Genomic DNA, 22,104 nt, shown 5'->3' with positions numbered 1-22,104 from the left:
AAGTATACTCTCCTCACAATTAGAACTATCAATATTTTACGTATCACCTACTTGACTTCTGACCACAAGTCTTATATGGTATTATCTCACGATGACGGTGTGACGTCAATTGTACGTCATGGCGTCGTCAAACGGATAATAGGGGCTAAGGAATAATTAATGAGACAGCCATCACCAAAGAGCTGCTACCATCACGCACTGAACTAATCCAATTTTTTGTTAATTTTCTCTAAGCTTTCCAGCCCAAACATTTATTTCACGTTATCGTCGACATATTCCTGCCGATGATTATACATATCGCCCCAGCTCGCCATCGCCAGAATAACCGGCTTCAAAGTCTCACCAAAACTGGTCAATGAATACTCTGTTTTCGGTGGAACTTCTGGGTAAACCTTTTTTTGAATAACCCCATCCGCCTGTAGTTCATGAAGCTGCAAAGATAGCATCCTTCTTGAACAGTCAGGCATTTGTTTCTGCAAGCCGTTGAACCTTTGTGTCGACTCTAAAAGATGATAGATGATCACACTTTTCCACTTACCAGAAATAATCTGTAGCGTACTTTCGACCGGACAGCCTGCTTGGCAATTATAAATATGACGTTTGATGCCCATCAACCTCTTCCCTAATTACTTCAATCATATGGCCTTTATGCCGCCGTGGCAATTCCTCACAGTGAAAAATTTGTAACTATGTAACTAAAAATTCACTTCTTGTCAGAAAATCTAATCGTTCTAGACTTGAATTGTTAGGTGAGAGGAGAATAACCATGACAAAAATGAAAGCAATTGGCTTTACAGAGCATTTACCCATTACAGATTCAGAAAGTTTAGTTGAATTTGAGGAAATAATTCCCACCCCAAGCGGGCATGATTTATTAGTCAAAATTATTTCAACATCGGTCAATCTGGTGGACATTGGCGTGCGAAAAGGGGGACACGGGGTCTTGAAACATCCCAAAGTGATTGGTTGGGATGCCTATGGCCTCGTCACCGAGGTTGGCGGCGACGTCTCCCTGTTTCACCCTGGTGACACAGTATTTTATGCTGGGTCGTTTAGCCGTCCTGGGTCAGATAGCGCCTTTCAACTCGTCGATGAACGGATTGTTGGCCACGCCCCAACTAAGCTCAAGCCGGCCGAAATTGGCGGTATGCCACTGACTAGTTTGACTGCCTGGGAAGCATTGTTCGAACGGCTGCAAATCAACCCTCAGAATCGAGATGCCAACCACCAGAAAACGATTCTAATTATCAATGGTTCAGGCGGTGTCGGCTCCATCGCCACTCAATTGGCACATTGGGCAGGTTTAATTGTCATCGCGACAGCGTCCAGGCCGGAAACCATCAAATGGACAAAACAAAATGGTGCCGACAAAACTGCTAATCACCGGAAAAATTTGGTGAACGAAGTCCGCAGTCTGGGGTACCAGTATGTTGACTACATTTTGAATTTGAACGATTTAGACGGCCACTGGAATGAGATTGCTGAATTAATTCGTCCAGAAGGAAAGGTTGCAGCGATCACTGAAAACCACCACAATATCGACCTCCAGAAGCTGACGAAAAAGTCGGTATCGTTTAACTGGGAGTGGATGTACACCAAATCCTATTACCACACTGCTGACATGATTAGCCAACACGAAATTTTGGAGCAAATCGCTCAGTTACTGGATAACGGCACCATTCATTCCACAGTGACAAAAGTTATCAAGCCAATCAGCGTTGATAACCTCAGGCAGGCTCATCAACTAGTTGAAACTAACCATATGATTGGAAAAGTTGCCATCAGCAATATCTAAATCTCAAACTTCCAGGAAAGTCCAATCCATATGCCAATAATAGATAATCGATGCAGTTACGAATTAATATGCCAATCAAGTGTATCAGCCTGCATAACGCTCACCAAATATACCGGCAATTAATCCGCCCACGTACTCAAATCCGGCCCACCAGGAATGACGCGATCAATGGAAGTTACCGGCTCATCGCTCACCTGAAAGAAGTGCTGCTTAATAGCGGTAAAGTCAGTGTTCTGCTTAAATGCCGGAATCTGGTAGCATTCCTTCGCATACCGCCAAAGATTGGGGAAATCATCCAAGCGCTTTTTGTTCAGCTTGCTTTTAAAATAAAACACCACGTCAAAACGAATCAGGCTGACCACCAGCCAAAAATCGGACAGTGTAATGTGATCACCCATCAAGAACCGCTTATCGGCAAGCCGCTCGTCCAACCGCTCCAGGCGATCAAAGTACTGATTGAAGAGCATCTCATACTCGGCCTGTGAGTCAACGTCGCTAATCTTACCCGGAACTGACGTGATGTCGGTGATAATTCGCGTATTCATGGCATCAATTTCAGACTTTAAATCATCTGGGTACACATCAGGCACCTTTTTATCAAAATAAGCTTGCCAAGATCCGCCCAATTCAAACATAATATCTCGAGAAGAATCATTGACCACGCCACCCGTGGTTGAATCAATCAACGCTGGAACCGTTGGCCGTGCCGAAAAATTTGGGACGGCTTTTTTGTAATTCTGAGATAAACGGGTCGTGTGAAGCACCGGATCTTCATCGTCAGCATGCTTGCCAAAGAATCAATCATCGTCAATGCCGGGGTGCCTCAACGGATCGGTCGCAAACTTAGAAATCACTTGATTGAGGCCGGTATAGTCAATCATGATGGCGGCTGGGGTTGCCCAGGGACAGAACTTAGCCCAGACGTAGTGATAACGGTTGGGTTCGACCGGCAGTTCACCCGTAGAAAATTTCTTTGAGAATGGCGCCTGATCGCCCTTTTGAGTGGGCAGTGCACAAGCATCCCCGTTGTTAATTGTTTTACGCATCACAATCGCTCCCATCTAACTTAATTGCTTTAACTGTACATGCTTCTTAACACTTTGTCAGCCAAAAAGGAACTCCTCATTTGAAGAGTTCCTTCTATTAGAATACATAAAACTATTTATTGATAACTGTCATACAGCTTTTCAAAGTTCACGGTTCCAAGTCCGGTTGCCTGGTTATAAAGTTTACCAGGTTGCCCAACATAGTACAGGTTAGAGTTGTTCGAATCACTGTCCAGCACTGTAAATGGGGTCTTGTCCGGATTCTGTGCCAATGCATAAATTTGTGGATTCCAGAAGCCCATTCGAGTTCCCTTCCCACTATTAATGACAGCAGTCACACCGTTAAATTGTGGGGCAACGGCACTGGTACCACCCACCGTTCTCCAGCCAGTTTTCTTGGTGTAGATCTGATAACCAGTGAAGGAATCAGCATTAGCTGACACATCAGGATAATTTCGCCCGTACTGTGTTCCGCTGACCAGAACCGGGTTTGGACTCGGCTGCATCAAATTAGAGAGGTATTGACGCGCGTTAAAGGTATTAACTCCAGAGACACCCTGTTGGTATGCAGGGGTATCATAGAGCTTACTAATACCACCGCCACCAGCGCTATACAATGCTTGTAGTGCCGTCAAGTTAGTCTGGAATAACTTGCGATTCTTAGCATATGCTTTGTACAGATAGTCGGCACCCCATGCTCGTTCCTTGTCGACAGAGATCTTGACACCACCGCCAAGATTCTTGGTAAATGGCAACGTGGTACCACCAGTCGAAGTGACCCATGGATTGTCTGATGGAAAATCAGCATAGGTGCTGTAATTAGGAATGTTAATCGGGCCAAACGTGCCGCCGACGCCCATACCATAAGCACCAGTATCACCAGAAGCAATAAAGTTGGAAATCCCTTGAAGGGCACCCTGAGCCATTAAGAGACTCATTGCTTGACCATAAACCGGTGTCAGCAATTTCTTCTGGTTCAAATAATGGGTGACATATTCATTTAGGCCCCAACTCATTGACAGTGAACTGGCCTTGTTCTCATCGAATGCGGTTGCGTAAGCATTGGTCAACCCAACGTCACTCCAGTTAGCCTGGTAGACACGGACGTTGGCTTGGGGAGCAATCGCACCTGATTGTTCAACATCAAGTGTCGTTTCCAGCGGACCGACGGAGCCGGTTGAACTGTAAACGGGTGAAGCAATCTTCTTAACGCTCAGACGGTTTGGCTTCACATCAAGCCCTTCACCCTTCCAGAAGGTTTCAGCGTCACTCTTCTTAAAGCCGGCAAAGGTAATAATCCCAACAGTTTGTCCCTGACCTTGATAACCTTTGTCGTACAGTGGCTTTAAATTGTAGTGATTAACAAATTTACTTGGCGCATTCTTCGGGTTCATCTTGCCAGTGGGCGTTTTGCTTTTGGCTTTACTGGAAACCATGCCGCTGCCGCCCTGATTGAAGGTGGTTACCCCCAACACGGTCAGCACCTTGTCAGCCAAGTTCGCAGGCATCACCGGTTTCTTTGATGAGAATTGGACTGGATTGGAATGATAAGTTGCCGTCTGCAGGTTGGTTGAGAATGCCTTGTTAACATTCTTAGCCTTCCCGCTCACCTTGATGATCAACCCATTTGAAAAGGTGCTTGATTTCAGATGATATTTATTGAAAAACGGCTTGAATTGACCAGTGACACTTGCCGGCTGACCAAATTGGTCACGGAAGTGCTGTGGCGTATAGAAATTCTTGAAGTCAGGATTCCCCGGAGTGTTCACGGCATAAATCTGATTGGCAATTTGATCTTCATTTTGGGGCTTCAAAACAATGTCCAACTGAATTTGTTTGTTAGGGGACATGGTCTTTTTGGCCATTAGTTGCTTAAGGATCTTCTGAATCCCATAAGGATCTTTCCCGGCAGCTTTCTGATGCGTTGCTGCTTGAGTCATTGGTGCTGCGGACACAAATAATGCTAAGCTGGCCAATCCGACCAGCCAACGATTGATTGTCTTCATTCTTCCCAACCTCTTTCAATATGATATTGGTCGAAGTACACCGGTTCTGAATAATCCCCCAATCATCAGGACTGTATATTATGTAACGGGCGCAATTTGCGAGGCGCCAAAAACATCTCCAATTATTGCGAGCATACACGTTTCGGCCGAATATGTCAAGAATGTTACAGGACTAATTGGGTTGGGTATTTATACATAGAGAAGCATCCCAAAAGCCAGATGACTTTTAGGATGCTTCTATAAGACTATCGAATTCAAACCACTAGGTGATCTAAATTATTTTGGATTTGCGGCAGTTAATGAGAGGTTGCTCCAGAATTCGTTGTTGGTTGGTGCAACACTGTAACCCTTAACCCGCTTGTTAACTGGACTCCAAGCCATACTGAAGCTTTCAGGCGCATAAGCAGCTTGACTGTTCATGTACCGTTGCCACTTCTTGTATTGTTGAGCCCGATACTTGGCGTTCCATGCCTTGTTATTATTCAAACTCTTCATCAGCGCGGTATTCTTCTTAGTTGCAAAGTGACCCATGTTAAACGGTGCGTCAACACCATAGATTTGAGTGGGCGTTGGTTCTGTTGAAAGCGACCATGAAGCCAAGAAAACATCAATTGAAGTTTGCTTTGGCTTCTGCAAAGTTGAATAGAAGCTGTTCATCTCCATTGGCTTCCCGCCAGTCATTTTGACGTTCAAACCAAGCTTGTGCCATTGTTGCAGATAGAATTGATATTCAGCTTCGGTAGCAGCTGAGCTTTGCATTGCACCCAAATGAATGACCAGCTTCTTGCCATTTGGATCAGTCCGCCACTTACCGCTCTTCTTGTAGCCAGCTTTATCAAGCAGTGACTTGGCTTTCTTCATGTTGTACTTGAAGCCAGGATTCTTGGCATCATAAACATCCTTGAATGCAGGTGGAATCAAGGTATTCGCTTGCCAAGAAACACCGTTTCCAAATTTCTTCTCAACAGCATTAACATTCGCAGCATAGATCATTGCTCGACGAAGATTTTTGTTAGCCATCTTGGAATTCTTGTCCATAACATTCAAACCAGTCTTGGTGTCCATGTGACCAACGTTAAATCCAAAGTAGTCATAGCCCATCGAAGGCGTTCCGGCAATACCGTAATCGCTTAGCTTCTTGAACTTAGGGTATTGACTGGATGGCATCACTGAGTTAGCACCACCGGCAACAAAGTCATATTTTTTCGACTTAAATGCTGCCAACGCATTATTGGTTGAAACAACTTGAATGGTAATGTGCTTAACTTTGGGTGTCTTGCCATAGTAATACTTGTTCGGTGACCAACTAGTCGATTCACCTTGAACCACTTTATCAAGTTTGTAAGGCCCAATGAAGATCGGGTTCTTACGAACTTTACTTGATGAAGCAAGCTTGGCGATTGGAATTCCCTTATAGTATTCGTAGGGTTCAACCGTTGTCCAAACGAATGAATTCCCAGCATACTTCATTGAAGGTGACATCTTGCTGTAATGAATAACGGTTGTCCGCCCATTCTGACCATCAGGGAAGGTAATCCCGGAAATCGTCTTAGCTTTCCCAGCATGGTAGGATGCCATTCCCTTAATTGCGGCATAGTCTGCAGAATACTGCTGAGAAGTGGTGTTCTTGTTACCAATAATTTCGTATGGATATTCAACATCCTTAGCAGTTACCTTTGCTCCGTTTGACCATTTAGCATCTTTTCGTAAGGTAATGGTAATAGTCTTAGCGCTACGATTAATCTTTTGGTTTGCAAGTCCGCGATCAATAATCTTATAATCCTTGCCAACATTGAATAAGCTACCTTCGCCACCAGGCGAAAAGACATCTGAATCTTCAGCGTTGGTTACCAAAGTTGGAGCAAAGATTCCTGCAAACGGTGCATCGTTAACCTCTGCAATCTTTAGTGTACTATTATTTCCTGCAGTAGTCGCCTTACCAGGGCCACTATATGTAGCTGACATTGATACATGCTTACCAGCGCCGGATTCACTGCTCTTACCATTAGAGCAGGCAGCCAGTGTCATAACCGACAGCATCGCAATTCCAGCCGTAAGCCATTTCTTTTTGCTCATGAAACATCCCTCCAAATCTTTATTCGAACGTCACTACCAACGAAACCTCACCTCAAAATGCAAAAACCGCATCATCTCCTTTAATGCTCATTTTTTACTTTTGATCCTGACCACGCCGTTGAGCAGCGTTGGTGGTTCGACGCATAACTTGGCCAATATAACTGATTGACAGACACAAAATAATAATCTCAATTGCGGCAGGCAGCCAAGTCCACCAGTATTGCGTAATATTTTCAGGGTCGTTAGCATTGGCGATTAAGGTTCCTAGTGATGGCGTTCCCATTGGCAGGCCAAAGCCCAAGAATGACAGCCCAGTTTCAACCCCAATATTTTCCGCGAATGACAAAGTAGTATCAACGATGATCAACGAAGAAATATTGGGCATGATTTCTCTGAAAATAATCTTAAAGTTACTGGTACCAGAGGTCTTAGAAGCGGCGACATAATCTTTTTGCGATTCAGCCAACGTCCGCGAGCGAATCAGCCGGGACGTTCCCATCCAATAGAAGATCGACAGGATCAACGTCAAAGTGATGGCGTTGTAATGTGGAATAATCGTCACAATCACAATAATCGTCATCAGCATCGGAATGATCATCATGAAGTCATAAACCCGTTGCATGGCCAAATCAACCAAGCCGCCGTAGTACCCAGAAATGAGGCCCCAGCAGATACCAAAAGTTGATGAGATGATCGTCAAACCAATCGCAATCGAAATTGAGTTCCGTGAACCAACAATTAATTCTTTGACAATCGATCGACCACCGGCATCGGCACCCAGCCAGTAATCCGGGGTGAAGGGCTTATTGTAGTAGCCCATGATGTTAGTTTCCATCATTTTGGGAACATCAATGAATTCTGAAGCGATAATCACAAACAGAATAAAGAATACTAATAAGAAGAGGGAAACCAACGCCGGTTTGTCAGCCTTGAACTCCCCCCACATGATTTTAAGCCGTGACGGGGTGGCTTCTTCGTTGGCTTCTTTGGTTAGTTTAGCGAGGTCAGCTTTTGAAATGGTCGTTGCGTCTTCAATATCTCGTTTCATCTTCAGCACCCCCTATTCAACCCGAACTCGTGGGTCAACGATACTCAAGACAATGTCTGAAAGCAAAGTTCCCAGCAAGTTCAAGAAGCCATACAGCAGCACTAAGGCGGTAATGACGGTGTAATCCCGGAAGTTGATGGCGTTCAAAAATAAGAGCCCCATACCTGGATAAGAGAAGACCATTTCAGTAAAGATCGACCCACCCAGCAGGCCTGTGATCGAGTAACCGGCAAACGCCGCGATTGGCAATAGTGAGTTACGGAAGATGTGGTGGCGATAGATGTCCTTCATTGGCACCCCTTTGGAGCGGGCGGTTCGGACATAATCGGAATGTTTGGCATCGATCACTTCAGAACGCAGATACTGAACGATATTCACCGTTCCAAACAACGCTCCTAGAAGCCCTGGCAAAATAATGTGATCCAGCCTGGACAACACCGTCCCACCAAGTCCACTGGCCTGAGCAGAAACCGATCCACTGGTTGGGAACCAGTTCAATGCATAACCAAAAATCCAAATTCCGATAACTAAAACAACGAAGAATGGAATCGACATTGTGACATATGTATATACACGTACCAGAGTGTCTTGCAGTTTGCCTTCATGATGGGCAGCGTACATCCCAAGCGGCAGACCAATCCCGTAAGTTAAGACCATTGTGAATAATGCGAGCCACAAAGTGTTGGCACCACGCTGTTGAATCAGATCAACAACTGGTTCCTGATACTCATAACTCATCCCCAGATCGCCATGGAACAGATGGGCCACCCAGTTCCAGTACTGCTGGTACCATGGGTCATAGAGTCCGTGAATGGCCATTAAATGGTGAATTTGAGCAGGATCAGCTCGAGGGTTGATTGACCCGGTAAACGGATCACCGGGCATCGCCTTAGCCAGCAAGAAAACCAAAATGCTCAAGATAATTAGTTCCGGAATCATAATTAAGACCCGGCGTAAAATTGTTTTCCACATCAGACGTTGACCCCCTTATTCTCAGATTGTTGTTCGAATTTCTTAGCTAACTCGGGCGGTAAGGCTACCGAATGGGTTGGTGAGACTTTGACCAGTGGAAACGCCATGCGGTCTTGATCATAATAAGTTTTCTGCTGCTCTTGGTAGATCTTCTCAATTTCTAATCGATGCTTGCGGTGGGCTTCGCGGTGATTCACGTTCGTTTCCGGAATCGCAGCCAGCAGGCGTTTGGTATAAATGTGCATCGGGTTATTGTAAATGTCGTCTCTGGTGCCAACCTCAACGATCCGGCCGCGGGTCATGATCGCAATATTCTTGCACATGTGGCGAACAACCCCTAAGTCATGGGAAATGAAGAGGTAGGAAATACCAAACTGGCGTTGAATTTTCTTCATGAAGTTCAAGACTTGGGCTTGAACGGAGAGGTCCAGGGCGGATACCGGTTCGTCAGCGATAATCAATTTCGGGTGGGTAGCGACAGCTCGGGCAACCCCGATTCGCTGTCGTTGACCCCCTGAAAATTGGTGGGGATATTTGTATAAGGCATCGGCGTCCAAACCAACAATATCCAATAATTGCAGGACCCGGAGCTTTTCTTCTTCCTTATCGAGATGCTCAAAATTTCGTAGTGGCTCGGCGATCACATCTTCAATTCGTTTGCGGGGATTTAAGCTCGAAAGTGAATCCTGGAAAATCATTTGCACATCACGGTTATAGTCGAGCTTGCGGCGATTTTCGCCTTTGGTAACATCTTTTCCTTTGTACATAACCGTTCCAGCGGTTGCCTTTTCCAAGCCAATGATGGCCTTAGCGGTCGTCGATTTGCCCGATCCAGACTCGCCAACCAGGCCGTAAGTTTCGCCGGCTTCGATGTCGAAGGTGACTCCGTCAACCGCTTTGACGTTGTCGACCACCCGGTTCCAGAAGCCGCCGCGGATGGGATAATGGACCTTCAATCCGTTAATTTCAATTAGACTCATGACCGGCACCCTCCTTTACTTGGTCTGGGAAATAAAAGTCTTTGTAGCAGGTGCAGCGGACAAGGTGATTGTCACCAATATCATGCATTTTTGGCTGGGCTTCGTGTGCCGAAGCGGGGATCCACGGAATTCGTGGCGCGAAACGATCGCCTGCTTTAGGCATCTTCTGCAGCGACGGAACCATCCCTTGAATCACATAAAGTTCATCGTTTTCGTTGTCGCGCTGTGGCATCGATCGCAACAGTGATCGGGTATATGGATGCTTAGGTTCATTAAAAATCTGGGAAGCCGTTCCCTGTTCAACAATCTGGCCGGCATACATCACGGCGACTCGGTCAGCGGTTTCAGCCACAACCCCAAGATCATGAGTAATCAGGATAATTCCGGCATGGTTTTCTCTTTGAATATCTCTGAGAACGTCCAGAATTTGAGCCTGAATCGTCACATCCAACGCAGTGGTTGGTTCGTCGGCAATGATTAAGTCGGGCTTGCAAGCGATGGCGATCGCAATAATAATCCGCTGACGCATTCCGCCTGAAAGTTGATGGGGAAACTGGTGCGCGGTTCGTTCAGGATCTTCAATCCCCACTTGGTTCAACAATTCAATCACCCGGGCATGACGCTGTTTTTCATTCATCTTAGTATGGTAGACCATCACTTCTTGAATCTGGTCTTCAATCCGTTTGAGTGGGTTCAATGCCGACAAGGGATCTTGGAAGATCATGCCAATCTTGGCGCCGCGGACTTTGTTATAACCTTGTTCGTCAAGCTTTAATAAATCGGTACCCTCAAAGTCAATTTCTCCCGATATTTTCGTTTCCTCAGGGTCATGTAATCCCATGATGGTGGTTGCAAGTGTGCTCTTGCCACAGCCAGACTCCCCCACAATCGCGAGAATCTCATCATGCTTGACTTCCAAGTTGACGTTTGAAACGGCATCATAGAATTGACCGTTGATTTTGAATGCGGTACTAACATTTTTGATGCTCAAAAATTGGTCATTATTTGTCTCAACCAAGAGAATGTCTCCTTTTGCCAATGTATTTATGTATAAATGAAGAGAATATTAAAGATTGATAAATTGTGTTGCCATTAATTAATTGGAGGTTATTATATTCTCATTGTATTCTAATTTCAAACCATGTTAAGTGTTTTTGGTAAATTTTTGAGTAAGCCTTCATGACGAACAAAGATAATCACCGATTCTAAGCGGATTCTGGCACTTTCTAAGATTCAAAATAAATAGTTGTCACACACCTACCATGCGGGTATATTTAAAAACCATCAATTTCTGAGGAAAGTCCATTATCAAAACAAATCAAAAAGCGCCGCCCAATTAGAGAAATCTAATTGAGCAGCGCAGTTGTTAATCATTTAATTATCTTAATATATTTAACATTACCAGTGATATAGCCGCCTGTCACTCGATACCTCAAGGTGCCATGGCGGATCACACTGTTGCCCTGTGAATAGTCAAACCCATAAACCTTGAAAACCTTGTGCACTTTCTTTGCGTAGTGTTGATTACGCTTAGTTAAGCCAAAGTTGGCATACCGATTAATGGTGCCTTTGGCTTGAACCTTCACCGGAAAGGTACGATGACCCATTTCGACCAGCTTACGATTGCCGGTAATATATTGACCATTCGTTAGGACAAATCTGGTTGTCAAATTGTGCGTGACGACTTTTTTGACCTTTAAGGTGGTCCCTTGCCTGTATTTTTTGATTTTACCGGTTAAGTTTGCCCACTTGTACCCATTTACACCTTGGGGGCTGATGACCGTCATGGTTGAGTGGCGCTTTGCATAATAAACCGGACGGACAGACTGCCAATCAGCAGTAATATATCCCGTCTCATGGCGGTTCTTAGTTAAATGATTGACATCTCGCACCTGATAACGCAAATGCCCTTTCGCATCACGGGTATAGCCGGTCACGACAAACATCGGCCGGTAAATCCTTGGTTTTTGGACATACCATGTCTGCCGATTTGCCTTTGAAAAGTTCTTAGCATTATAAAGGCCAATCTTTTTAACGGCATACACGACCGTTCCCATTTGAGCAATATTGTCTGGTTGATCAACCAGAGTTGAAGATGAGGAACGATCGCTTGGCGATGGCTCAGACGGTGTGCTTGGGTTACTTGGTGTCACGTTACTTCCGCCACCATTTCCCCCAGGCGTTGAAGCCGCGTTGATTCTGAAAGTTGCTTTAACGCTCGTTAAGCCAAAGTCGTCGTTGGGATATTGGTCTTGCAACCGTTTGATTTCATTGGGACTCAAGGAAATTTGATAAGTACCAACCGCTGATCCATCATGATCAATGACGTATTGATCCGAATTTAACATGATTGTAGCCACCGTGACCCCCTTTGTATTCCGTAAGGTCAACGTTGGTGCGTAATGACTCTGACTTACCTTTTTACCATCATAAGTTTTAGAGCCGTCGGTTAAGGTCGCCGTTCCTTTAGAAGGGGGGATGGTTGGAGCTTGATAATCAACGGTATAGTTTCCAGAGTAAACCGTGTCGTTGGCAGCTGTCAGCGCCCAACTGAATGAAAACTGCTTAGTGTTTCTTGGAATCTTAAATTTGCCAGTATCCTGATCGTAAGTGACATTGTTAGAAAGATTTGATAGATCAAGATCTAAATTTTTCTTATCATTTGTGTCAATATTAAACAAGTCACCAATTGACAAGGTGGCATTTTCTGCGGTCGCTGTGGCAATCTGATTGACCGCCCCGTGACTTGCCAGTTTGCCAGTTGAATTTGCGATTTTGGTAATTTTATTTTCCGAAGAGGCGTCAGTTCCAATTGTAGGTGTTCCTAGCACATCAATACCGCTGATGCGATTCCCAATAAATGCCTGGCCCCCAATCGAAGTAACTCCCTTTGGAATCGTAATCGTGTCCACCAGTTGATTATAAGCAAAGGCGGATATTCCGATCATTTTCAAATTCTCGTCAAAATTGATCTTAGTCAACTGATTACCGGCAAATGCCTGGGTACCAATTGTTTCTAAGCTCGATGGTAATGTTAGTGACGCTTTTAACCCAGTATAAATAAAGGCGCCTTCACTAATTGTTTTCAATGAGGTCGCTTCCGTAAAGTTGACGTCAGTTAGATTAGAGTCGTACACAAACGCTTGGGCCCCGATTGCCGGCAAGCTGGCGTTGAGAATCACCTTGTTCAAATTAGGCATTGCAGCAAAAGCTTTAAAACCAACTTCCTGCGTATCTCGCCCCAATGTGACCTGATTTGTCGCCGCGTATGCAAAGGCAAGCGACGCAATTGAAGTCACCGAATCGGGTAAAGTGATAGGCGTCTCTTGCTTGAGTGCAACAAAAGCTTGATCACCAATCGTCTTTAGACCAGTCGCCTGAGAAAAATCAACGTTCACCAATTTGTCCAAATAGGGAAACGCGCTTTGATCAATCGTAGTTAGATATTTCGGTAATGTCACACTGGTCATATTATTTTGAAAAGCAAACGCATTTTGCCCAATCTCAGTTACTTTATAGGTGGTTCCATTGTCACTCACAGTATCTGGAATGACAACGTTGGCAGAATCGCCACTCTGACCAGCCCAGATGCTGAGTCCTGTCAATGTAGCCGTCTTATTAGTTGGATCATAGGTCCACTTAAAGTCAGACTGCTGATTTGGTTGTGCTGTGTTTTTTACATCAGCAGCCTGGACAAGAGTCGGTGCAAACAAAAAGTAATCCATATCTAAAACACCGGCTCCAACCCCCAAAGTCAGTGTTAAAAGCGCTGCTACCAGCTTAGATCTATTCATATAAAAATCCCCCAGAATCAATTTAACTTAATCTCTTCGGATAATTATAGGTGTTATTTAAAAATTAACCGTTACAAATACATAATACTTTACTAATCTTAATGTTTTAGTATGCCTCTTTACTTATCTACCGCCGTAAACCGTTCATTATGGTGCGCCGGATGTTCAATCTCATCATTAATCACTTTTGCCATCGTACCGGCAGTAATTTCGGATTTGCCCTCAGGGTTTGTCAGGAGATCATTTTGACCAAGTACATAGTCCGTCGCATCACCGGGTTTAAAAGTGGCGCTCGGCGAAACGGCCACCCAATCAACATGATTGGTATTGGTTAACAGCTGATACTCTTTGAGCTGCTGACGAGGAATCTCAATGAACGACTCACTATTGGGCACTTTTTCTAACTTTTCCACGAATCGATGACCATTCTCAGTTTCCAAACTGCCAGCGCCCAAAATGAAGAACAGCCGTGGCTTGTCGGCCTCTTTGGCAAATTCGATCAGCCGGGCAGCTAAGTCAACGTGTTTGTATGCGTGGCTCATATTATGAGTCGCATAGGCATCCACCAACACGTCCAAGTCCTGAACATCGACCCGCTGGATATCAAAGGCATCTTTGACCACCAGCTTGACGGTATCAGGCAGCACTTCCTTTGCCTTTTCTGCATTACGAACAAATCCGGTTACTTCAAATCCACGATCCACTGCTTCCTCAGTAATCGCACTGCCGGCCATGCCGGTTGCGCCGATAATGCCAACTTTTAATGTCATATCAAAGCCTCCAATGATTTTTTTGCTTTTTTCGTCCGTCACAAATTAATTATCTGTCGACCTATATAGTCGGTCAACTATTTGGCATGATCACCATGAAAACAAATGAACCGGGCATTCCGACGATCGGAATACTCGGTTCATTAACTTATTTGATTGGATCAAAACCCGCTGATTCCGATTACTTACTCAATTCAACAGGCTTACCGGCAACATCAATCGTAATTGGTTCGCCATCAATTAACTTGAAGTGGGAACCATCCTGATCAACGTCGACTTCAATTAAACGATCACGGAAGACTTGTCTAAATGAATAGTGTGACCATTTCTTCGGCAGGAATGGTGCGTAATGCAACTTGCCGTCGCGAACCCGCATCCCAGCGAATCCTTGGACCACCGCAATCCAGCCGCCGGTCATCGCCGTAATGTGCAGGCCATCAACGGTATCGTTGTTGTAGTTGTCCAGATCAAGTCGTGCTGTTCGTTCATAAAGTTCAACGGCTTTTTCTTCATAGTGAAGGTCAGCAGCCAACACGGAGTAAATGGCAGGTGACAAGCTTGACTCATGCACGGTGTATTGCTCATAGAAATCAAAGTTGGATTTCTTCTGTTCCGGTGTAAAGTCATCAATGAAGTCCCAGATACCCTGCAGTACATCCCCCTGCTTAATGTAAGGGGAGCGCAAAATCTTGTCCCATGACCAGTTCTGGTTCAATGGTAATTGATCTGCAGGAATTTCTGATACCGGCTTGAGATCTTTATCGAGGAAGCCATCGTGTTGAACGAAGACGTTGAGATCTTTGTCATATGGCAGATACATGTTGTCGACAATGTCTTGCCAATGCTTCTTTTCATCTTCACTAACATTCAGCTTCTTAGCTTGTTCGGGTGAAACTTCCTTAAGAATCTGAAGCGTGTATTTCAAAGTCCACTGGGCCAGAATGTTGGTATACCAGTTATTATCAACGTTGTTTTCATACTCATCAGGGCCAGTCACGCCATGAATCATGTAATTCTTGTTTCGCTGGCTGTAGTGAACCCGGTCTGCCCAGAAACGGGAAATTTCGGTCAAGACTTTTGAACCTTCGTTTAGAACATACGAAGTGTCGCCGGTGTAACGGGTGTAATTGTAAATGGCAAAAGCAATATCGCCATTTCGGTGAATTTCCTCAAAAGTAATTTCCCATTCATTATGACACTCGATTCCGTCAAAAGTGACCATTGGGAACAGGGCACCCTTGAGTCCCTGCTGTTTTGCGTTATGGTACGCACCGTCCAACTGCTTGTAACGATACATCAAGAGGTTGCGGGTTACCTTAGGATCGGTAATTCCCAGGTAGACAGGCACCGCAAAGGCCTCGGTATCCCAGTAGGTAGCACCACCGTACTTCTCACCAGTGAAGCCTTTAGGGCCGATGTTCAAGCGTGAATCCTCACCATAGTAGGTGGAGAAGAGTTCGAACAAGTTGAAACGGATTCCCTGTTGGGCTTCGGTGTCACCATCAATGACGATGTCAGATTTGTTCCAGCGATCGGCCCAGACCTGCTCATGAGCTTCAAGCAGTTCATCGTATGACTGGCCGGCAACCTTGTCGCTTAATTGATGCATGGCGTCAGTTAAAGCAGCTTGAGTATCATAATCTCTGGAAGTCACAATGATCACGTGCTTTTCAAGTTGAGCAGATTCATTGGGTGCCAAGACACCGGTGAATTCGTTGACAACTTCTTTTTCACTGGGTTGAGCCACTTTGTCAGCAGTCAAATCCGTGACGTTACGCATTTCCATTCCGGAAGTGAACCGGGGTGTCCCAAACGGGTTCGGGGTTGTTTCGGCAAGGACATTGCCTGAATCAGTCCCCTGTTCAGTTGAGAGAACCTCCCAGAACCGTTCGTCGTAGTTGGCGTCCTCGTTCTTAACGTCACCGTCGATAGCGGAATCAATCACCAGATCCACTTTATTTGAGCCGACGTTTTGAACGCGCACCCGCTGAACGGACAATTCCGGCTGGGCAACGCTCAAGAAACGAACAAATTCGACTGCCACCTTGGCATCACCTTTGGTAACCGTAAACGAGCGGGTTAACAAGGCTTTTTTCATATCAAGATTGAGTTCGAAATCACTGAACTGGTCTTTGGCCAGGTCGATGGCTTCACCATTAATTTTAATGTGCATCTTGATGAAATTAACCGCGTTAACAACTTTCCCAAAGTAATCGGGATAACCGTTCTTCCACCAGCCAACTCGGGTCTTGTCCGGATACCAGACACCACCAAGATAGATGCCGTTTAAGGTGTCGCCACTGTAATCTTCCTCGAAGAATCCGCGCATCCCCATATAACCATTTCCTAGGCTGGTCATGGATTCTTGAAGCCGTTTGTCTTCTGGCTTGAAGTCATGAGTCACAATGTTCCAAGGCGTCACTTCAAAAGTTCTTTTCATAAATAAACGTCCTTTCTATGCTTTGTAAGTTTCTTTGATAAATCCAACTGAGGCTGCACCCAGGGCCATGATGATGCCGGCCAACAAGAACATATTTGGCTGAGCGTTACCCAATAATGGGAATAAGCCAAAGCTGGCAAGTGAGGCAACAATTTGTGGCAGGCAAATTGAACCGTTGAACAGTCCAAGATAAGTCCCCATATGTTCACCAGACAGGGCGTTGGTAACCATCGTTAATGGATAAGTGTTCATCGATGCCCATGCCATTCCGACTAGGATAAATGATAGGATCAAAATGTATTGGGTGTGAATGAAGAATACTGAGATGAAGCCAACTGCACCAAGGGCCAAGCTGATTGAGTAGCCCAACTTGTGATGGTTATTTGGCATTTTAGCCAAAACGTATGACCAGGCAACGGCAGCAATTGATTGAACGGCTGCTAAAACACCGTACCAGTTACCGGCAGCTTGGTAGCCTGCGGAAGCGGCGTTGGTGGTGTTCCAAACGTTGCTGGCAATCGCACCGGCAGAGTATGTCCAGAGATATTGGAAGGCAATCCAGCAGAAGAATTGAACCAATGTCGTCGTCCAAAATACTTTCGGTGCCTTCTTAAGCAATGTCCACCAGTTACCACCGGTTGAGTTAGCCTCTTCAGTAATACCGTGATATTTGGCGTAAGTCTTGGGATCATATTCATGAACTTTGAAGATGGTCAGCAAACTTGTCAGTAACAGAATTGCCGCACCAACATAGAAGGAAATCACAACTGATTGTGGAACGACACCCTTTTTAGCGGTATTGGCGACGCCGAATGCCGTAAAGATAAATGGGAAGATGGCTGCGATGACCGCACCACCATTTGACAGGAAACTTTGAATGCCGTATGCATAACTCTTTTGGTCATCATTGACCATATCGCCGACCATCATCTTGAATGGCTGCATGGCAATGTTAGACGACACATCCAGCAGGGCAACAGTGACTGCCCCGAATACCAATGCCGTAATTGATGCGTACCCGAAGCCAAAACTCCCCGAATTAGGCAACAGACACATCACGATGATGGCAATCAAGGTTCCTAATGCCAAGTATGGCAATCGACGGCCGCCCAACTTGGGTGCCCAAGTTCGATCTGAATAATAACCGATAATTGGTTGAACGATTAAGCCTGCAAGAGGTGGCAAAATAAAGAACCAGCCCAACTTATTGGGATACGCTCCAATCGTTTGAAAAATTCGACTCATTTGTGAGCTTTGCAGGGTAAAAGCAATCTGCACACCTAAGAAGCCAAAGTTGATCATCCAAATGGTACTGGCGGGAAGTTTGGGCAAACCAGACTTCTTGGTTGCGGCTGCGCTACTTTGTTCATCCATTTCATATTCCTCCAATTCAAAATATCGTATTAATAATAGCGTTTACATTTTGTATTATGGCACCTTTTGGCAAAAGTTGCAAACGGTTGCATGAAATTAATTGAGCATTTTCAAAATTTAAGGTTTAAAAACGTCGTGTTACCGGTTACTTTCGCGGTAAATCAGTTTTATAAAAAAATCAACACCAGTGGTTATGACGATGCGATTTCAGCTGACTCATTATGAGAGAAAAAAACTTTTTTGCCTTTTTTCACTGATATATAACGGCTGTGGTCTAGACCTTAATGGTAATATGAAAATAAAATGTGTAAATTAGATACTTCTTTTCATTGCACTTCCATCAAAAATGTTTTGTATTGAACAAGCATTCACAAGTAACTTGATGGATTACAATTTCATAAGGTGGTGAGATTTACATGTTGTTAGGTAGTGTTGAAGCCGGTGGTACAAAGTTCGTATGTGCTGTTGGTAACGAGGATTACCGAATTTTGGATCGGACGCAGTTTCCAACGACCACTCCAAAAGAAACCCTGCAAAAGACTGTTGACTACTTCAAACAGTTTAAGGATTTAAAGGCAATCTCAATTTCCTCATTCGGACCAATTGAGCTCCGTAAGAACTCACCTAAGTATGGGTACATTACAAATACCCCGAAAAAAGGCTGGGCTAATACAAACTTTGTAGGTCGGATTAAAGAAGACTTTGATATTCCAATCAGCTGGACAACTGATGTTAACGGCTCTGCTTATGGTGAGTACGTCATGGCAACGCTGTTCAACGAAAAGATCAATTCGCTGGTCTATTACACGATTGGTACTGGAGCTGGTGCTGGTGCGATTATCAACGGCAACTTTGTTGGGGATATCGGGCATCCTGAAATGGGACATGTTCGCCTCAAGCGTCATCCAGACGATCTCAATTTCAAGGGAATCTGCCCTTACCATGGTGACTGTTTGGAAGGTTTGGTTTCAGGACCAACGTTTGAAGCAAGAACTGGTAAAAAAGGCCAAGATGTTCCTCTCTCAGATCATACTTGGGATATCATGGCATTCTACGTTGCTCAAGCCGCAATCCAAGTCACTTTGATGATGCGTCCAGCCAAGATTGTCTTTGGCGGTGGCGTTGTCAGCGAAGAATTCTTGAAAAAGGTTCGTGAACAGTTTAATGAATTACTGAATAACTACGTTGACGTTGGTGATCTCGATAAATACATCGTGATGCCATTAGTCAAAGATAATGGTTCAGCAACCGTCGGGGATTTTGCTTTAGCGTTGAAAGAATACAACAAGTAATAGCTTATTTTTTTGGAAAGTTCCGCAAACGTTTGTGGAATGAATGGATTTTAAAAGGAGATTATTTATATTATGAAAGCACTCGTATTTACTGGAAAACAACACATGGAGATCCAAGACATTGACAAGCCAGAAGTAAAGCCTAACGAAGTTCGTGTTGACACTGCCTACGCTGGCGTTTGTGGTACCGACCACGCCCTTTACAATGGCCTTCCAGGTTCAGCCGATGCTGTTCCGCCAATCGTCTTCGGTCACGAAAACTCAGGTGTGATTTCCGAAGTTGGTTCAGATGTTGATGGCTTCAAAGTTGGTGATCGAGTAACTGTTGACCCTAACATCTACTGTGGCAAATGTTTCTACTGCCACACCGGCCGTCCAGAACTCTGTGACAACCTTTCAGCTGTTGGTGTAACTCGTAATGGTGGCTTGGAAGAATCATTCACTGCCCCTGCCACAAACGTTTACCCTATTCCTGACAACGTTTCATTAAAGGACGCTGCTGTTATCGAACCAATCTCATGTGCCGTTCATGGTATTGACTTGCTTAAATTAACACCATACCAAAAAGCTTTGGTTATTGGTGATGGCTTCATGGGTCAATTATTCGCTCAAATTCTCCAGTCTTATGGTGTCCATCAAGTTGACTTGGCCGGAATCATCGACGAAAAATTGGATCTTAACCGTGAAAAATTAGGCGTAACCAACACTTATAACACCACTCGTGACCAGATCCCTTCAGATTACGATGTTGTGATTGAAGCCGTTGGATTACCACAAACTCAACAACAAGCTGTTGAAGCTACTCGTAAGGGTGCTCAAGTATTGATGTTTGGTGTTGGTAAACCAGATGCTCATTTCGAAATGAACACTTACGAAATTTACCAAAAGCAATTAACTGTTCAAGGTTCATTCATTAACCCTAACGCATTCGAAGACTCAATCGCCCTTCTCCAAAGCGGTGACTTGAACGTCGATGCCATCATCAGCAACGTCTTTGACTTGGACGAAGTTGAACCATTCTTACAAGGTAAGACTAAGGGCGTTTCAAAGGCAGTTGTTAAAGTAGGTGAATAGTTTGAAGAATAATGAGGAAACCGCCAGCCAAGTTCTAAATGGCCGGACGATCTCGATGTCTAAATCAATCACGTTTTTCATCATTTCTTTGGTGATTAACTCCGCCGGAAACGTGTTGACCTTGGTTACCAGCGCCCAAATCCACCCTTCCTACTTGGGATCGGCCTATTGGACCGCTGCTGAAGCCAACCTGGCCGTTGCATTTGGCTGGAATCTGTTTTGGACATTCTTAATTCTTGGGGTCGTTATTACAATTTTAAATGCCATCCTGGTTGGACACTGGGAGTGGCGGCGCGCACTTGGAAATCTGATCTTCATGGTTCCCTTCTCAGCGTTAATTCAAGTATTCGAAGACTTCTTCCTCGGTAAGTACCCGGCACTGTTTGGTGGTTTTCCACCAGCCAAGACACCATTCATGATTGGATTTTATATCCTCTTGAACTTCTTGGGTGTCGCAATGATCGGAACTGCCATCTCCATTTATCAGCGGGTCAACCTCGTATTACATCCCGCCGATGATTTGATGCAGATTCTCCGATTCAAGTACTTCAAAGGAAATGCCAATACAGCGATGTGGGCGTCATACATTCCACCGACGTTGATGGCAATCTTGGCCTTCGCAATCACCCGTCAATTTACCAACTTGGGAATCGGAACCATCTTTGCGTTCCTGTTCCAAGGAGGCATTACGGGAATCGCGGGCACTAAGGTCTTCCCTAAGCTGAAGCATCAGGCGTTGGATGTGGGAAAGAACTAGAGAGCGCGAAGAGCAACGGGTGATGCGGTGTGTAAGGCCGAAAAGATTAAAATCCTGGGTTTGGATTTAAATCTTTTTGGTCTTACACGTTAGCATCAGTTGCTCGCAGCGCATTTCAAAGGCCGAATAGCTCTCAAAATCGGCCAATAAGCGTTTGCCCAAGGTGCTTTATTAAAAATCAAACCTGGTTTTTACTGGAGTTCCTTGGGCTTAGGTTTCCTCACAAATGAACACGGTTACAAAATGTTTTCCACAAATTGAAACGAAAGAGGCAATTAAACATGGCAATTAAAGATGATATTACTGGAATCCAACACGTTGGAATTCCATCCGTTGACTTAGATAAAACGATCGCATTTTACGAATCACTTGGCTTCGAACAAGCCGGCTTATTCCATAACGGCGAGAACCGTTGCGCATTCATGCGTTTTGGTAACTTAACCATCGAAACTTGGGAAGGCGATCCAACCGCTCGTAAAGCTGGTGCGATCAACCATATTTCACTCAACACACCAGATGTTGAAAAAGCTTTCGCGGATGCCAAGGCACAGGGATTACGGATGGTTAACGATGAAATTCAATCCATTCCTTCATTCTGGGATAAGGGGATCAAGTTCTTCAATATCCTTGGCCCTAACGAAGAAACCATTGAGTTCTGTCAGATTCTGTAGTTCCAGTCG

The 22,104-nt window shown here is 44.8% G+C and carries 18 protein-coding genes; 5 read left to right on the top strand and 13 right to left on the bottom strand.

Going from position 1 to position 22,104, the window contains the following annotated elements:
• Positions 1–251: 251 nt before the first annotated feature.
• Positions 252–605, bottom strand: a complete 354-nt coding sequence (locus LPKJCM_RS11095; RefSeq protein WP_057961335.1) for a winged helix-turn-helix transcriptional regulator — start codon at positions 603–605, stop codon at positions 252–254.
• Between the two features lie 170 nt (positions 606–775).
• On the opposite strand from LPKJCM_RS11095, the gene LPKJCM_RS11090 reads away from it, so the two are divergent.
• Positions 776–1,795 (top strand): zinc-binding alcohol dehydrogenase family protein, encoded by a 1,020-nt coding sequence (locus tag LPKJCM_RS11090; RefSeq protein WP_057961336.1) that lies wholly within the window; start codon positions 776–778, stop codon positions 1,793–1,795.
• 119 nt (positions 1,796–1,914) lie between these two features.
• Here LPKJCM_RS11090 and LPKJCM_RS11085 read toward each other — a convergent pair whose 3' ends face one another.
• The 12 genes from LPKJCM_RS11085 to LPKJCM_RS11035 all read right to left on the bottom strand — a co-directional run bounded on the left by LPKJCM_RS11085 (position 1,915) and on the right by LPKJCM_RS11035 (position 18,301).
• Positions 1,915–2,559, bottom strand: a complete 645-nt coding sequence (locus tag LPKJCM_RS11085; RefSeq protein ID WP_225364192.1) for a glutathione S-transferase C-terminal domain-containing protein — start codon at positions 2,557–2,559, stop codon at positions 1,915–1,917.
• Positions 2,560–2,592: 33 nt separating this feature from the next.
• Positions 2,593–2,841, bottom strand: coding sequence for a hypothetical protein (locus LPKJCM_RS13630; protein ID WP_225364191.1), 249 nt, complete (start codon positions 2,839–2,841; stop codon positions 2,593–2,595).
• 116 nt (positions 2,842–2,957) lie between these two features.
• Positions 2,958–4,847: a S53 family peptidase gene (locus tag LPKJCM_RS11080; RefSeq protein WP_057961288.1), complete on the bottom strand. Its 1,890-nt coding sequence runs from the start codon at positions 4,845–4,847 to the stop codon at positions 2,958–2,960.
• Between the two features lie 276 nt (positions 4,848–5,123).
• Positions 5,124–6,923, bottom strand: coding sequence for an oligopeptide ABC transporter substrate-binding protein (locus LPKJCM_RS11075; RefSeq protein ID WP_057961289.1), 1,800 nt, complete (start codon positions 6,921–6,923; stop codon positions 5,124–5,126).
• 94 nt (positions 6,924–7,017) lie between these two features.
• Complete coding sequence (locus tag LPKJCM_RS11070) at positions 7,018–7,971, bottom strand: ABC transporter permease (RefSeq protein WP_057961290.1); 954 nt, start codon at positions 7,969–7,971, stop codon at positions 7,018–7,020.
• A gap of 12 nt (positions 7,972–7,983) precedes the next feature.
• A complete protein-coding gene (locus tag LPKJCM_RS11065; protein ID WP_057961291.1) occupies positions 7,984–8,943 on the bottom strand; it encodes an ABC transporter permease in 960 nt (319 codons plus the stop codon).
• A complete protein-coding gene (locus tag LPKJCM_RS11060; RefSeq protein WP_057961292.1) occupies positions 8,943–9,923 on the bottom strand; it encodes an ATP-binding cassette domain-containing protein in 981 nt (326 codons plus the stop codon). Before LPKJCM_RS11060 ends, LPKJCM_RS11065 begins: the two co-directional genes overlap by 1 nt.
• Complete coding sequence (locus tag LPKJCM_RS11055) at positions 9,910–10,941, bottom strand: ABC transporter ATP-binding protein (RefSeq protein ID WP_057961293.1); 1,032 nt, start codon at positions 10,939–10,941, stop codon at positions 9,910–9,912. Before LPKJCM_RS11055 ends, LPKJCM_RS11060 begins: the two co-directional genes overlap by 14 nt.
• 352 nt (positions 10,942–11,293) lie before the next feature.
• Entirely contained in the window at positions 11,294–13,717 is a 2,424-nt protein-coding gene (locus tag LPKJCM_RS11050) for a leucine-rich repeat protein (protein WP_057961294.1), read from the bottom strand.
• Between the two features lie 119 nt (positions 13,718–13,836).
• Positions 13,837–14,487 carry an NAD(P)-dependent oxidoreductase gene (locus tag LPKJCM_RS11045; RefSeq protein ID WP_057961295.1) on the bottom strand — a complete coding sequence of 217 codons (651 nt, stop codon included), beginning with the start codon at positions 14,485–14,487 and terminating at the stop codon, positions 13,837–13,839.
• Positions 14,488–14,668: 181 nt separating this feature from the next.
• Positions 14,669–16,927: a glycoside hydrolase family 65 protein gene (locus tag LPKJCM_RS11040; protein WP_057961296.1), complete on the bottom strand. Its 2,259-nt coding sequence runs from the start codon at positions 16,925–16,927 to the stop codon at positions 14,669–14,671.
• Positions 16,928–16,942: 15 nt separating this feature from the next.
• On the bottom strand, positions 16,943–18,301 hold the full coding sequence (locus LPKJCM_RS11035; RefSeq protein ID WP_057961297.1) for an SLC45 family MFS transporter: 1,359 nt from the start codon (positions 18,299–18,301) through the stop codon (positions 16,943–16,945).
• 416 nt (positions 18,302–18,717) lie between these two features.
• Between LPKJCM_RS11035 and scrK the strand changes: the two genes are divergently transcribed.
• The 4 genes from scrK (at position 18,718) to LPKJCM_RS11015 (ending at position 22,095) form a co-directional block, all read left to right on the top strand.
• Positions 18,718–19,593 carry a fructokinase ScrK gene (gene scrK / locus LPKJCM_RS11030; protein WP_057961298.1) on the top strand — a complete coding sequence of 292 codons (876 nt, stop codon included), beginning with the start codon at positions 18,718–18,720 and terminating at the stop codon, positions 19,591–19,593.
• Between the two features lie 72 nt (positions 19,594–19,665).
• Positions 19,666–20,667: a zinc-dependent alcohol dehydrogenase family protein gene (locus tag LPKJCM_RS11025; protein ID WP_057961299.1), complete on the top strand. Its 1,002-nt coding sequence runs from the start codon at positions 19,666–19,668 to the stop codon at positions 20,665–20,667.
• Between the two features lies 1 nt (position 20,668).
• On the top strand, positions 20,669–21,424 hold the full coding sequence (locus tag LPKJCM_RS11020) for a DUF6198 family protein (RefSeq protein WP_057961300.1): 756 nt from the start codon (positions 20,669–20,671) through the stop codon (positions 21,422–21,424).
• Positions 21,425–21,705: 281 nt separating this feature from the next.
• Positions 21,706–22,095, top strand: a complete 390-nt coding sequence (locus LPKJCM_RS11015; RefSeq protein WP_013729005.1) for a VOC family protein — start codon at positions 21,706–21,708, stop codon at positions 22,093–22,095.
• Positions 22,096–22,104: the final 9 nt, after the last annotated feature.

The sequence above is a fragment of the Lentilactobacillus parakefiri genome (assembly GCF_002157585.1).
GTDB classification, from domain to species: Bacteria; Bacillota; Bacilli; order Lactobacillales; family Lactobacillaceae; genus Lentilactobacillus; species Lentilactobacillus parakefiri.
Note: the sequence above shows the minus strand (reverse complement) of the source record. Positions and strands in the feature narration are given on the sequence as shown.